The sequence below is a fragment of the Coleofasciculus sp. FACHB-542 genome, assembly GCF_014695825.1.
Classification (GTDB): domain Bacteria; phylum Cyanobacteriota; class Cyanobacteriia; order Cyanobacteriales; family FACHB-T130; genus FACHB-T130.
This window is the reverse complement of record NZ_JACJPB010000005.1, coordinates 20,634-35,027: the sequence shown is the minus strand read 5'-3', so window position 1 is coordinate 35,027 and position 14,394 is coordinate 20,634. Positions and strand designations below refer to the sequence as shown.

Genomic DNA, 14,394 nt, shown 5'->3' with positions numbered 1-14,394 from the left:
AGGACTAGCCTAATGCTGCTTGGCATAGATTTAGGAACAGGCTCTGCTAAGGCATTGCTCCTAGCGACAGACGGAACCACTATAGGTGAAGCATCAAGCTCTTATCCCGTTCATTCACCCCACCCTGGATGGGCTGAGTCGGAACCACAAGATTGGTGGTTAGCTGTTGCCTCGGCTGTTAGGAAGGCAGTGGGAGATCGCGCTGATGGGGTACAGGCGATCGCACTTTCAGGACAAATGCATGGTGTTGTCCTAGCTTCGGAGTCGGGTCAGCCTCTGCGTCCTGCTATCCTCTGGGCAGATACTCGCTCTAGTGCCACGCTTAACACTTATCATTCGCTCGATGCCACTATTCTAGAGCGCTTGGGCAACCCGGTTACGGCTGGAATGGCCGGCCCCACTTTGTTGTGGCTACGAGAACACGAGGCTACTGTCTACACCGAAGCCCGTTGGGCACTCCAGCCAAAAGATTGGCTGCGGTTACGGATGACTGGAGAAGTCGCAACCGAACCATCTGATGCTAGCGGTACTTTGCTTTACGATGTTGTGTCGGACAACTGGGCAGGGGATGCCATCTCAGCGCTGAATCTACGTTGCGATCAGTTACCTAAAATTATCCCGTCTAGTGCGATCTCCGGCTACCTAACAACTGTTGCTTCAGAGCATCTTGGCTTACCTGTTGGCTTACCCGCGATCGCTGGTGCTGCGGATACGGCAGCGGCGGCACTTGGTAACGGACTACTACCTGGTTTAGTTCAACTAACCATCGGCACAGGCGCTCAAATCATTACACCTCGATCCCAACCCATTATCGATCCTCATGGTCGTACACATCTCTATCGAGCCGCCGTACCGAACCAGTGGTACACCCTTGCCGCAATGCAAAATGCGGGGTTAGCGCTTGAGTGGGTGCGAGGTATCCTCGGCTTGAGCTGGGAGCAAGTCTATACTCAAGCGTTTTCTGTTCCCCCAGGATGTGAAGGGTTGACATTCTTGCCATATCTCACAGGCGAGCGAACTCCACATCTTGACCCCTATGTACGTGGGGCATGGGTAGGGCTTGGACTTCATCACACACAAGCGCACCTGATGCGGGCGGCTTTAGAGGGAGTTGCTTTTGCCTTGCGACAAGGTTTTGAAGCACTAGAGGCAACAGGTTTTAAAGCGACACAACTGCGTTTAGCCGGCGGTGGAACGGCAGAAATGCCTTGGAAACAATTACTAACTGATGTATTGAGAATACCCCTCTATGCAACTACCGTTGCTGCTGCTTCCGCGCGTGGTGCTGCTCTATTGGCGGGTATCGGAATTGGTGTATACGCAGATGCTAATGACACGCTCAAACTGGCAGCCACCCCAACGCTTGCTGCAACTCCCCAATCAGTTGATTCAAACTTAGAAGAGGCTTGGATGCGATATCAATCCCTTTATCCACAACTTAAAAAAATCTGAGAGAAGTTATGCCTCAAGAAGGTTAATTTAAAATGGGTATAAACTGAAATCTGTCTCTTCAGGTAGCGCCTGACTTCATCCTGAAACCCCTAGAAAAGAAGCTGGGCGACTGCCCAGAACTTGGCTTCTGTCAATGCGTAAGTCCTACCATCGGGCAATTTTATGAAAATATACTCTGTAGCTGTTGATACTGATGAAGCCAGCAAATAATGACCAATCGAAACTACGCCAACCGAAACTTGCAAAATTGCTCTTTCAAAGGGCAGGACTTGGCTGACGCAGACTTCAGTGGCTCTGACTTGCGGGGGTGCAATTTCACCGGGGCGACCTTAATTGGGGCAACGTTTGAGAGGGCCAAAACGGGTCAGAGCCGCCGCCAGGTAAATATTCTAGTTGCTGCCGCTATCGTTGGTCCAGTTGTTTTACTTGTCTTCAGCGCGATCGCTGCCCAAGTGTCAATGGTATTGTTGGGCGATCGCTCTAATAAGGGACTCAACTTCTTTTTCAGCGCGCTTCCGATATTAGCTCTGGTGTTGGGAGGCTTCATCCGGGATAAGATTGCCTTCCGCTTTCCACAAATCACGAGCTTCTTGAACATTGCAGCCATTGCTGTACTGTTTGCAGTAATGGTGACGCTCACCCTTGGGCTTGTGATTGTTAGCATCCTTGGCTTCGTTGATGGAGCAATCGTTCAAGGATTGTTCCTCCTACTGCTGATGTTCGTTTCCGCGTTCTTGACCTTCCGTATTCTCAAATGGCTAATTCAAGCGATTCAAAGTAATCCTGGAACGTCCTTTAGGAAAGCGAACTTAACCGATGCCAACTTCAGTCATTGTGCGATTCAAAATACAGATTTTTCCTTTGCTGTGTTGACAGGAGCTTGTATCTTTGATTGGGCGATTAAACGCCACACTCAATTTACGAATATTTATTGTGAATACCTTTATTTGGAACCAGCGCACCAGAATCGGCAACCTGCTGAGGGTACTTTTCAACCGGATGAGTTGGAACGTGTACTAACTCAATTCATAGACTGAATTTTATTGAAGAATAAATTTTAACTTTTCAATAGCCGCAGGCAAGTAGTATTACAGCTTATAACAATCTTAAATAATGCGTAAATTTCAGTAAAAACAAAATACATCGCGTCTCTAAATTAGAAAAAATACCTGTTTACAGCTTTAAAAAGATTGCTATATTACGGCGTTCATACCTATTTTTGAGCTAATTTGCAAGAGATATAATAAACATGACGAACATCATTTTTAGACGAGCATTAGCGGCTGATTATCCTGAAATTCTCGCTTTGCATAGAAAGAATCTCGTGTCTAACTTGTCTGAGCTAGAGAGGCAGAATGGCTTTCTATCAATTGACTTTAAGGATGATTTTCATCTGGCAGCGCTCAACGAAAATTTGGCAGTAATGGTTGCTGAGCAGGAGAACCTAGTGGTTGGATATGTTTGTGCAACAACTCAAGAATACTCTCAGGAGATTCCCTTGCTCAAATATATAATGAGCTTGTATCCAGACATAATGTTTTATGGGCAACCTTTAAGCAATTATCATTCCTTTTGGTATGGTCCGGTTTGTGTTGCAACTGCTTACCGTGGAAGTGGTATCTTACAAGGTTTATTTCAAGCACTTCTAGCTCAAGTCGCCACACGGTTCAATGCTGGCGTTGCTTTCGTAGTCAATGACAATTTGCGAAGTCTTCGGGCGCATACTCAAAAACTTGGTATGGAGATGCTCAGAGAGTTTGAGTTTAACGGCAAATTCTACTTCATACTTGGATTCGCAGTGCCACCTTTGCCACCTTCCTAACTAATTTCTTTAAGAGCGCATCTGTTTGATTAAAGCCGTAAGTTGTGTTTTAGTGCGAGCGCTTGACAACTGACAAGATACTCCTGTCAATGGAGTTGTTGTGATGATTCATCACCGGAGCAATAACTTTTTTTGCTAAACTAAAATGATATTTTTTTATATTACTAATTAAAATAGGTTAAAATTAACCAGTTCATCTCTAGAGATGAACTGGTTAATTTTAGAATTAAGGAGTTTGCTGGCAAAGAAAATTGAACACTTCGGGCAGTTGCCAACCAGTCAGGAGTCCCCTACAACATGGTCAAAATTTATGCCCGTTCTCCTGGAAGGACAATGGTTGATATGGGTGCGCTCCGTAGATTACCTAAAACCTTTGATGTGTTGATTGAAGACTGGTTTGAGGCAGTGAACAATAAAGGCTTTAGCATTCTAAACAAGAGCTTTAGCAATGATTGCCAAATATCAGCAAGTTTAGCATTAGTAACTGCGTTATTAATTTTTAGTAAATCGTATATTTTTTATGAAGTTTACAGAAGCATTGGACATACAATTATCCACGAAAAATTTGAACTGGACGTAGTTGATTCTTTTGAATTTTGACAATGTTTTATAATACCGCTCTTCTGGAGGAAGCAGCCAATGCCACTTGCACCAACTGAAGAAAAGATGTGGGAGGTGTCAACCTCAAAAAATCGCACAGAAATGTCTGATGGTGAGATAAATGCAAAGTACGAGAAAGGAGAGCAAAGAATACTCACCGAAATCAATCGTGAAAAGCTTCCTAACTTTGTTGAAGCCTTAAAAAAGCCTGATTATATGGATTTACGACCTTTTTATCAGAGAAGGGCGCGTTGGGATTCAAAGATGCAATCACGACTAATCGAGTCGTTTCTTATAAACATTCCCGTCCCTCCAATTGTTCTTTACGAGACGAAGTTTAACTCGTATGAGGTGATGGATGGTCAACAGAGAATCAACGCCATTCAAGCTTTTTATGAAAACCGACTCAAGCTGACTGGACTCGAACTTTGGCCAGAACTGAATGGACGTAATTACGCTGAACTTCCTGGGAAAATTAGGGCAGGAATTGACCGTCGCTCTATCTCATCTATAGTACTTATCACAGAGTCGGCATCTAATCCTGAAGAAGCGCTGCTCCTAAAGCAGCTTACCTTCGAGCGCCTTAATAATGGAGGGGTGGATTTAAGTTCCCAGGAGGTACGCAATTGTTTGTATCAGGGAAAGTTCAACTCACTGTTGCTCGAACTAGCGCGTCATCCCATATTTGCGGAGGCTTGGGGAATCCCTATAGAAACTCCTGAAAAAACAGAGGCAGTATCGAATAAACTGGCTAAAAACAAACTCTATCAAAAGATGGAAGATGCGGAGTTGATTCTTCGTTTCTTCTCTTTGCGGCACGCCGATAACTTTCAGAGCGGATTAGAGAGATTTTTCAACCTCTATATGATAAGAAGTCTGAACTTTTCCGATGGAGATATCAAGTTCCTTAAAAACCTTTTTTTAGAAACCCTCACTCTGGCTCACACAATCTACGAAGAGGCTTTATTTAAGCCCTATGATCCGGAGTCTAATACCTGGAAGAATCGCGCTCATAAAGCCTATTACGATGCAGTTATGGTCAGCTTTAGCAGGAATTTGCCCCACGCAAACGTGTTAGTTGAACGAAAGTTAAGAGTGATTGAAAAGACAAAGGAGCTTTTTAGAGAGGATGAATCAAAACTATTGATAGGTGCTGGAAGGACTAAGGCTGATATCCAGGAGCGACTAAGACTATTCGATGGCATGATTTCGCAAGTCATTGGAGAGTAAATGACGATGTTTCAAGGGCTTCTCAAGACAGTGAAAGGGAATATTTACACTGTCCGGGCACTCATCCAGACTAACGAGAGGGTTAGAGGAATTGTGTTTGCAAAGGGTTCTGTAACAAGACAGGAATCGGACGAGGAAACAGAACTTACTGTACTAATGAAGGATGTGCCAGGGCTAACCGAATGGCGAGTGTACGATCACTGTACTGTGGTAACGCGCTTGTATGCCATTTATGAACGTTTTGTTGAAAACTTAGTCACCGATTGGGTAAGGCTTCTGCCGAGTATATTTCCACGTTATATAGATCTCGAAAAAACAATCCAGAATACTCACCGGATGGGTGTGGGACGTTTGCTGTGTGACCTAAAGAAGAACAGGTTTGAACACCTTTCGATTGACCAGGTTGTTCGAGGTTTATTTCGTGGGGTTACTGGTGAAGAGGAATACGCCTTGTTGCCCGATGCGTTTCTCTTGCACGAGCAAAATTTATGGAAAGGAGTGCTGGAGCAATTGTTAACTAGCGCTGGAATCCCAAATGCTTGGGGCTGGGTGGAGAAGCATAGAGCCGTAAAGCATTTCTTGGAGGTTCGGGCAAGTGGAAACACTGCGGAAGGAGAACTCAAGGAACTGATTACCTATCGCAATGATGCAGCTCACGGGGCTGATATAGACAACATCCTGGGTTCAAAGGCGCTGCTAGAATTATGCGACTTTGTCGAAACCTTGTGTCAAGCCCTAGCTGAGTTGGTGACTTATAAAGTTGTTGATCGGCAGAAATCAATAGGACAAGCGAAGGAAATTGGTCAAATTACAAGGTGGTTTCCGGCTTGTAAGGCTACAAGAGCAAAGATTAAGGAAACTACCTTGTTAATCGGGACAAGCCTTTTTTTGATTAACGAGGCAAGTTCGTACTGTCAGTTGGCCACCATTGAGAGTATTCAGATGGAAGAGGGTGGGGTATGGGTTGAGAAAGAGCAGGCGGTAATAAACACTGAAGAAAAGGTGGTGGGGTTAAAGTTCGACGCCGAAGCGAGAGAAGGGTTACGCCTGTATATGGTTTCGTAAAAGAGCGATCGCGTCCCATCCATAACCTCCCAACTACCCCAGGTATTTACCCGTGGCAAGCTTTATTCTTTAGATAGAAATTTATTTTCTAGTCAACAACTTTATTTTTTGTTTACACTTGTTTTCGATCTTGATAATTAGATTTCCTAGCTATTGCATCTGCCTAATGGCTGTTTGGTTACAGCTCATTTCCTCCTTAACTAGGATTGAGACTGCATAGCTCAAGGTAAAGAGAATGAAAGAAATCACGCGCCGCCAATTTATGGTTACGGCTACCCTGACAACAGGTTTTGCCCTAGCAGTGCAACCCATTTCTGCCAAAACGATTGCGACTGATGCCAAGGGATTAGTCACGGGTGCAGTGAAAATTCCAGTTAAAGATGGCGAAATTCCAGCTTACAGGGCGATGCCAGCAAAAAGTGGAAATTTCCCGATTGTCTTGGTGATTCAGGAAATCTTTGGCGTACACGAGCATATTCAGGATGTTTGCCGTCGCTTTGCCAAATTGGGGTACCTAGCGATCGCACCCCAATTGTTTGTGCGTCAGGGCGATGTTTTAAAGTTAAGCAACGTTGATGAAATTCGCCAAGTAGTCGCCAAAGTACCGGATGCCCAAGTGCTGTCCGATCTGGATGCTACGGTAGACTGGGCGGTAAAGTCAGCCGAGGGGAATGCCGATAAATTGGCGATTACCGGCTTTTGCTGGGGCGGACGCATTACCTGGCTGTACTCAGCGCATAATCCCCAAGTCAAGGCAGGGGTGGCATGGTACGGTCGGCTGGTGGGCAATGCCACCGAACTGACACCCAAACATCCCGTCGATATTGCCTCGGCGCTGAACGTCCCCATTCTCGGACTCTATGGTGGCAAGGATACGGGCATTACCCTCGATACAGTAGAGCAGATGCGCGATCGCTTGAAGTCCAGCAGCAGCAAATCTGACATCATTGTCTACCCCAATGCACCCCACGCCTTTTTTGCCGATTATCGCCCCTCTTACCGCGAGAAAGAAGCCAAAGATGGTTGGAAACGCCTTCAGGCATGGTTTAAGCAGCATGGTGTGTAGGAGGAGAAATAATTGAGCGCATGGCAACCACAGCATTGATTATCTTTGAGCTGTCAGTTCGGCGCTGAAAGCGATCGCTAAAACCTAATCTTTGTAATATTCAGGAAACATCATCATGATTGACCTTTACTACTGGACGACACCAAACGGACATAAAATTACTCTGTTTCTAGAGGAAGTTGGGCTACCCTACACCCTCGTTCCGATTAACATTGGCACGGGCGATCAATTTAAACCAGAGTTCCTAAAGATTTCCCCCAATAATCGCATCCCTGCAATCGTGGATCGCGAACCTGCTGAGGGTGGCGAACCGATTTCTGTTTTTGAGTCTGGTGCGATTCTGCTGTATTTGGCAGAAAAAAGCGGAAAGTTGATTCCAGCAAATATTCGCGATCGCGCAGAGGTTCTGCAATGGCTATTTTGGCAGATGGGCGGACTCGGACCGATGGCAGGACAAAACCATCATTTCACTCAATACGCCCCTGAAAAAATTCCCTACGCGATTAACCGCTATGTGAATGAAACAGGACGTTTGTATGCAGTGTTGAATAAACGATTAAGCGATCGCGAATTTATTGTCGGTGATTATTCGATCGCCGATATCGCTGCTTATCCCTGGATCGTGCCCTACGAAAAGCAAAACCAAAAAATCGAAGATTTTCCCCACCTGCAACGCTGGTTTGAAGCGATAAAAGCCCGTCCTGCAACCATTCGCGCTTATGAGAAAGCAGAAGCTTTTAAAGATCAAGTAATCAGTCCAGATCAGGCGCGGGATCTGTTGTTCAATCAGTCCGCCGATACGGTCAAGCGCTAAACTTAAGCGGTTCTCACAGAAACAGCCGCTTCGCTATTTGCGATCTACCAGTCTTGATCGGTGGGTCGAATTAGAATTTCGTTGACATTCACACGCGGCGGCTGCGTCACGGCATAAACGATCGCGGCTGCAACGTCTTCGCTTTGCAGAGGAACGATCGATTTACGCCGTTCTTCGGTGCGCTGTTTGGCGATTGGATCGGTAATGTGGCTGTCGATTTCCGTATCCACCATGCCTGGTTCGATGATAGTGACGCGAATATTGTGCTTGCACACTTCCTGCCGCAACGATTCCGAGAATCCATTGACTCCCCATTTTGTGACATTGTAGCCACCGATTCCTACTCGTGCGGTTCGACCGGCAACCGATGAAATGTTAACGATATGTCCCGATCCTTGTGCCTTCAAGATAGGAAGAACCGCATGAGTTGCATACATCAATCCCAGAACGTTGAGATCGATCATGCGTCGCCAGTCAGACGTATTTGCTCCCTCAATATTACCTGACAAAGCAATGCCCGCATTGTTGACGAGGATATCCACTCGACCGAGTTGTGCGTTGGCTTTTTCTACTAGGTTCTGAACTTGAGTTTCATCCGTGATATCTGCCACGATTGGCAATGCTTTTCCACCCGTCGCTGCAATGCCATCTGCGATCGCATTCAGTCGATCAAAACGTCGTGCTGCAATTACTACGCTAGCGCCTTCCGCTGCTAGCGCAATCGCAGTCGCCTCACCAATTCCCGCCGATGCACCAGTGACGATTGCCACTTTTCCGTCTAATTTTCCTGCCATACATACTCCTTAATTTCTAAGCTGCGTCTGGCTCCTGCGATGAAAACGTTAGAATATTTGCTAGCACAAGGTTAAGCAGAAACGATTTCGTTTTACCTTTATCGATGCAGATTAATATAACTACCGACGCTACTAGGATTCAGGGCTTCTGAGCGAAGTACGTCACGTCATCCGTTGGCAAGACAAAGTTTAAACTTTTTTATATAAAATGGCTCTTTATTGCTCGAATCGTTGTAGCAACCCGAAGATGGCATTAAGCCGCAACTGATGGGATAAAGAGCGATTCTAAAAGGGCTGATAATGAACGCAGCGATCGCAAGGCCCACTGGGATTAATCGTACATCGAAGCAACTCAGAGCGAGCATTGTATGAGCAGGTGATATCTCCGATTACCCAGCGCCCGTCCAACAGACTACACTCTGCCGGGGTATCGAACTTTTGAACGTAAAGAGCAATTTTGTGAAGCTGATAACGGCCCGATTTGAGCAGATAGCGATGCCTACGTTCTAAAACCATATATGTTTGACCCTCGACTTCCAAATAGGCTCCAGGCTCAGGATTCCAGTCTAGATATAGATGACTCAGGGTAGAACGGGGATGGCTCAGAATGACTTCTGTAGGCAAAGGATTCAGCTTCATAAAGAATTAATATCGACAGACCGCCAGAAAATTTGCATCAAATCCACATCTATATACAGCAGTCCTATTCAAGTCCTAAAAAAAGTCATAAGAATACGTAGTGCGGTCATCTTGCCTGGGATTCAACGCAAGCAGGACGCTCACACTACGCAAAAATCTCACAACTGATTGAGGATTGCTATCGGTTATTGGCTCCGACAAATCGCTTCATCGGAGCCAATGCCCTAGTGTGCAGCCTGACGCTCTTTCGCTTCTTTGATCACCTCTTCTGCGATGTTACTGGGGCAAGGTGCATAGTGCGAGAACGACATTGAGAACTGTCCGCGCCCAGATGTCATGGTACGCAGATCGCCAATGTAGCCAAACATTTCGCTCAAAGGCACATCTGCCTTAATGCGTGCCCCCGTCTGATTTGTCTCCTGAGATTTCATCATCCCTCGGCGGCGGTTAAGATCGCCGATGATATCGCCCATGTAATCATCTGGTGCGAAGACATCAACATTCATGATTGGTTCGAGCAGCTGAGGCGCAGCCTTAGGAACAGACTGCCGATAAGCGGCTTTTGCAGCAATCTCAAACGCCATTGCTGACGAGTCCACCGGGTGGAAACCACCTTCAAGCAGCGTGAACTTCAAGTCCATGCAGGGGAACCCAGCCAATACACCGCGATCGACGCAGCTTTCAAAGCCTTTTTCCACTGCTGGCCAATACTCTCTCGGCACGGTACCACCTGTCACCTTTGACTCAAATTGGAAGCCGCTGCCTGGTTCACCCGGCTCAATTACATAGCCAATTTTGGCAAATTGACCAGAACCACCAGACTGCTTCTTGTGGACGTAACTGTCTTCGAGGCGTTTCGTAATCGACTCGCGGTAGGCTACTTGAGGTTTACCCACCTCAACTTCAACCCCGTGGGTGCGCTTCAGAATGTCCACCTTGATGTCGAGATGTAGCTCACCCATCCCCTTGAGAATTGTTTCGCCGCTCTCCCCATCTGTCACCATATGGAAAGACGGGTCTTCTTGCACCATCTTAGTGAGCGCGGCGACCATCTTTTCTTCACCCCCCTTTTGCTTCGGTTTGACCGAAATGGAAATGACGGGTTCTGGAAAGACCATTGGCTCCAGCGTCGCGGGATTCTTGGGATCGCAGATGGTGTGTCCGGTTCGGATGTTCTTCATGCCGACGATCGCCACAATGTCACCCGCCTGAGCTGAGTCGATCTCTTCGCGAGAATTCGCATGCATCTCAACTAAACGGCTGACCCGCTCAGTCTTACCTGTCGCGGTGTTCAGTACGGTATCGCCTTTGGACAATGTCCCGGAGTACAAGCGCGTGAAGGTTAAAGCACCGAAGCGATCGTCCATGATCTTAAACGCGAGTGCCCTCAATGGTTTGTCTGGATCGACAAGCGCAAAGCTGCCTGTTTCATTCCCTTCCAGATCGATCTCTGGCTGCGGTTTGACCTCCATCGGGTTCGGCAGGTAGTCAACCACGGCATCCAGCACCAACTGTACGCCCTTATTCTTAAACGACGAGCCGCAGTAGGTCGGGAAAAACGCCAAGTCGCGAGTACCCTTGCGGATACAACGCTTAATATCCTCCATCGACGGCTCTTCCCCTTCGAGATACTGTTCCATCACAGCATCATCCTGCTCAACCGCTAGCTCAATCAACTGTTCGCGGTAGGTCTCGACCTGATCGACCATGTCGGTAGGAACATCTTTGATCTTATAGTTCATCGGATCGCCAGAGTTGTCCCACACCCATGCCTTACGGGTCAGCAGATCGACCACGCCGCAAAACTGTTCTTCAATGCCAATTGGCAGCACCATCACCAGTGGCTTGGCTCCAAGCACTTGATCGACTTGCTTGACGACTCGGTAAAAATCAGCGCCGGTGCGATCGAGCTTGTTGATGTAGACGATGCGAGCGACTTTGGAGTCGTTGGCGTAGCGCCAGTTGGTTTCAGATTGCGGTTCGACTCCACCTGAACCACAGAAAACACCAATACCTCCATCGAGAACCTTCAGGGAACGATAGACCTCAATGGTGAAATCAACGTGTCCTGGGGTATCGATGATGTTCAGTTGGTGATCGTTCCAGAAACAGGTAGTTGCAGCCGACTGGATCGTAATCCCGCGTTCTTGCTCCTGTTCCATGAAGTCCGTCGTCGCCGCGCCTTCGTGTACTTCACCAATTTTGTGGATTTTACCTGTCAGCTTCAGGATTCTTTCAGTTGTGGTGGTCTTGCCAGCATCGACATGAGCGAAGATGCCAATGTTTCGATAACGAGTCAGGTCTTTCATAAATTGGTCTCTAGAGTAAATACAACGAACCGTTGGCGACCACCTGCAAGCATTACAAGCCAGGAAATCAATATTGCCTTTGTAGCCAGTGCAGGCTGGATTTCAATTACGCGGAATACAAAGAAATCCTTTTGCGTTTCTCTGGCGACATTACTAATTGTAAATTGTGGAATGTCAAGGTGACAGTGGTTAGAGAGATTAGACATATTTGCATCAGCGATATCGCCGCCGCAAAAGTGCGATCGCGCCAATTTCACTGTTCTCTACCAAGCCAGAGGTTCGGAGTTCGCTGGCTGGCGGCTCTAGTATTGTGCGGCTCTTGTTGGAGCGGTTACAGCTTCGTGAAACCCGAAAGCGATCGCTTTCGCGATTGAAGGCATATTCTCAACAAAAACTGAGTAAGGGGAAAGCTGGCTCTGTACAAAAAGAACGCTGCTTTTACAACCCTACTGGTAAGGTTAGCGTGAACGCGGTCTGTCCAGATAATGTCGGATCAAGCGTCAGATTACCACGATGCGATCGCGCGATTTCCCGCGCCAAGCTCAGTCCTAATCCAATTCCCTCTACTTTGCGGGTTCGGGCTGGATCGCCGCGATAGAAACGGTCAAAAATTCGGTTTCGCTCATCCAGAGGAATCTCTTGAGAGCAATTACTGATCGTAATCAACACATCTGTACTCTGACGACGAGCCTGAATCCGAATCCAGCCATTCGGGAGATTATATTTAATGGCATTGCTAATTAAGTTTTGCAAGACTTGAATGAGTAAGTCGCGATCGCCCTTTACGCACAAACTATCAGCAATTTCTGTTTGAATCTCCAAATGGGGTGCTAGCAGTTCGATATCCTCCAGCATCTCAGTTAATAAACCAGACAAATCCACCTCAACTCGATGCAGGTTCATTTGTCCGGCATCCGCTAGAGAAAGCAGCAACAGTTTACGTACAATCCCCGTTAATCGGCGCACTTCATCCAGCAAATTGCTCAAGCTTTGTTGCACCTCGGAGCCGGGATCGGTTTGTTGCAGAGTGCGTTCCAGTTCCCCTTGCAATATCGCTAGCGGAGTCTTGAGTTCGTGGGCAGCATCTCCACTAAAGCGGGACGCTTGCTTAAAACTGCGTTCCAGGCGTTCCAACATTTTGTTGAAAACCTGAATTAACTCGACAAATTCAACATCCGTTGTCCCGATAGGAATCCGTTGTTCTAAACCGCTAGCGGTGACATTCCCAATACTCGTGGTTAGCCGTCGGATGGAATGCAAGCTGCTTCCAGCAATTGCCCACGCACCCCCTGCTACAAGCAGAAGTACCCCTGGAATTGAAATCAGGAAGATGTTGCGGATGACGACCATCTCAGTTGCGATCGCGTTTAAACTCACTGCGATCGCAATTTGAGCAAAAGGTGTTGTAACGGCACCAATCCGCCATGTTCCGCTTGCGGTGCGCTGAGTGACGAATCGAGGCGTAGGCGGAGGTCGATCCGGCGGCGGTTGCGATCGCTCTGGAAATGGCGGGTTGGCTTCGGAAAAGGGGGCTGTTGGCCGCTCGGAAGGGGGTGATGGAAACGGCAGCAATTGGGGGTGCGATGTCCAAAGGTTTTTGGTATCGAGATCGGCAGTCCATTGCTCGGAACGATACAGCACATTGTTATCTGCACCGATTATTAGTAAGGCGATCGCTGTTTTTGTATCGGTTCTAAACAACTGCCCAAGTGAGTCTTCATAAGACTGCCAGCCACGCGGTCGAGGGCGACTTACCCGCATCAATTGGCTTTCCAATTCTGCATCCAGACGGCTCACCTTTGCCTCATAAATCAGCCACCAGGAAATTAATCCAAACCCAATGAGGGCGCTACCTGCCAGAACAGCAGACAATAGAGCAATCCGGATACGGAAAGAACGCAGCTTCACTCTTGAGACTCTGATTGACGAAATCGATATCCAACGCCGCGAATGCTTTCAATCCAACCCGCGCCACCGATAGAGTCAATTTTTTTACGAATCCGTTGAACGCACACATCGACCACGTTGGTATTGGGATTAAAGTCATAGCCCCAGATGTGTTCCAAGATTTGCGTTCGGGTGAAGACTCGTCCAGGCGATCGCATTAGGTATTCCAAGAGGTTAAACTCGCGGGTGGTGAGTTCAACGATATGTTGATTGCAAGTGGCTTCTCGCGTGATGCGATCCAGTTTGATGGGACCAACGCAGACTAGATTTTGGCGATCGCCCGCAGTCCGACGTATCACTGCATGAATCCGGGCAACGAGTTCTTCAACAAAAAATGGTTTCGCGATATAGTCGTCAGCACCCAAATTTAGACCTTCAAGTCGGTCATCCAATTCATTACGAGCAGTCAACAAAATGACTGGAACATTCTGTCCTTTCCGGCGCAGGCCCTTGAGGATAGACAAACCATCTTTTCCCGGCACCATGATGTCAAGCACGAGCGCGTCATACTCGTTGTCCAAGGCGCGAGTATACCCCTCGTCTCCGTTGTCACAGTAATCGACGACAAATCCCTGTTCCTTCAATCCAGCTCGGACGAAGTTGGCAATTTTCGCTTCATCTTCAACGAACAGAATATGCATGGGTTTCTCATGCGT

14 protein-coding genes are annotated in these 14,394 nt (G+C 47.2%); 9 read left to right on the top strand and 5 right to left on the bottom strand.

The window, feature by feature from the left end; genetic code table 11:
* The first annotated feature begins 12 nt into the window (after positions 1-12).
* The 8 genes from xylB (at position 13) to H6F52_RS00520 (ending at position 8,049) form a co-directional block, all read left to right on the top strand.
* Entirely contained in the window at positions 13-1,452 is a 1,440-nt protein-coding gene (xylB, locus tag H6F52_RS00555; protein ID WP_190531201.1) for a xylulokinase, read from the top strand.
* 209 nt (positions 1,453-1,661) lie between these two features.
* Complete coding sequence (locus tag H6F52_RS00550) at positions 1,662-2,489, top strand: pentapeptide repeat-containing protein (protein WP_190531199.1); 828 nt, start codon at positions 1,662-1,664, stop codon at positions 2,487-2,489.
* Between the two features lie 212 nt (positions 2,490-2,701).
* The gene (locus H6F52_RS00545; protein WP_190531197.1) at positions 2,702-3,274 is read left to right on the top strand and encodes a GNAT family N-acetyltransferase; all 573 of its coding nucleotides are present in this window, start codon (positions 2,702-2,704) and stop codon (positions 3,272-3,274) included.
* Positions 3,275-3,571: 297 nt separating this feature from the next.
* The gene (locus H6F52_RS25545) at positions 3,572-3,874 is read left to right on the top strand and encodes a hypothetical protein (protein ID WP_242033804.1); all 303 of its coding nucleotides are present in this window, start codon (positions 3,572-3,574) and stop codon (positions 3,872-3,874) included.
* 39 nt (positions 3,875-3,913) lie between these two features.
* On the top strand, positions 3,914-5,104 hold the full coding sequence (locus H6F52_RS00535) for a DUF262 domain-containing protein (protein ID WP_190531195.1): 1,191 nt from the start codon (positions 3,914-3,916) through the stop codon (positions 5,102-5,104).
* The gene (locus H6F52_RS00530) at positions 5,105-6,169 is read left to right on the top strand and encodes an MAE_28990/MAE_18760 family HEPN-like nuclease (protein WP_242033803.1); all 1,065 of its coding nucleotides are present in this window, start codon (positions 5,105-5,107) and stop codon (positions 6,167-6,169) included. It abuts the gene before it with no gap.
* 235 nt (positions 6,170-6,404) lie between these two features.
* A complete protein-coding gene (locus H6F52_RS00525) occupies positions 6,405-7,235 on the top strand; it encodes a dienelactone hydrolase family protein (RefSeq protein ID WP_190531193.1) in 831 nt (276 codons plus the stop codon).
* Positions 7,236-7,350: 115 nt separating this feature from the next.
* Positions 7,351-8,049 carry a glutathione binding-like protein gene (locus tag H6F52_RS00520; RefSeq protein ID WP_190531191.1) on the top strand — a complete coding sequence of 233 codons (699 nt, stop codon included), beginning with the start codon at positions 7,351-7,353 and terminating at the stop codon, positions 8,047-8,049.
* Positions 8,050-8,093: 44 nt separating this feature from the next.
* Here H6F52_RS00520 and H6F52_RS00515 read toward each other — a convergent pair whose 3' ends face one another.
* The 3 genes from H6F52_RS00515 to fusA form a co-directional block, all read right to left on the bottom strand.
* Positions 8,094-8,843 (bottom strand): SDR family oxidoreductase, encoded by a 750-nt coding sequence (locus H6F52_RS00515; RefSeq protein ID WP_190531189.1) that lies wholly within the window; start codon positions 8,841-8,843, stop codon positions 8,094-8,096.
* Positions 8,844-9,128: 285 nt separating this feature from the next.
* Complete coding sequence (locus tag H6F52_RS00510; protein ID WP_190412930.1) at positions 9,129-9,482, bottom strand: DUF6464 family protein; 354 nt, start codon at positions 9,480-9,482, stop codon at positions 9,129-9,131.
* A 224-nt stretch (positions 9,483-9,706) separates the two neighbouring features.
* Positions 9,707-11,791 carry an elongation factor G gene (gene fusA / locus H6F52_RS00505; RefSeq protein WP_190531188.1) on the bottom strand — a complete coding sequence of 695 codons (2,085 nt, stop codon included), beginning with the start codon at positions 11,789-11,791 and terminating at the stop codon, positions 9,707-9,709.
* 179 nt (positions 11,792-11,970) lie between these two features.
* Between fusA and H6F52_RS00500 the strand changes: the two genes are divergently transcribed.
* Positions 11,971-12,165 (top strand): hypothetical protein, encoded by a 195-nt coding sequence (locus H6F52_RS00500; RefSeq protein WP_190531186.1) that lies wholly within the window; start codon positions 11,971-11,973, stop codon positions 12,163-12,165.
* Positions 12,166-12,229: 64 nt separating this feature from the next.
* Here the strand turns inward: H6F52_RS00500 and H6F52_RS00495 are convergent, their stop codons facing one another.
* Positions 12,230-13,699: an ATP-binding protein gene (locus tag H6F52_RS00495; RefSeq protein WP_190531184.1), complete on the bottom strand. Its 1,470-nt coding sequence runs from the start codon at positions 13,697-13,699 to the stop codon at positions 12,230-12,232.
* Positions 13,696-14,379 carry a response regulator transcription factor gene (locus H6F52_RS00490; protein ID WP_190525517.1) on the bottom strand — a complete coding sequence of 228 codons (684 nt, stop codon included), beginning with the start codon at positions 14,377-14,379 and terminating at the stop codon, positions 13,696-13,698. The genes H6F52_RS00495 and H6F52_RS00490 overlap by 4 nt, the downstream gene beginning before the upstream one ends.
* Positions 14,380-14,394 lie beyond the last annotated feature (15 nt).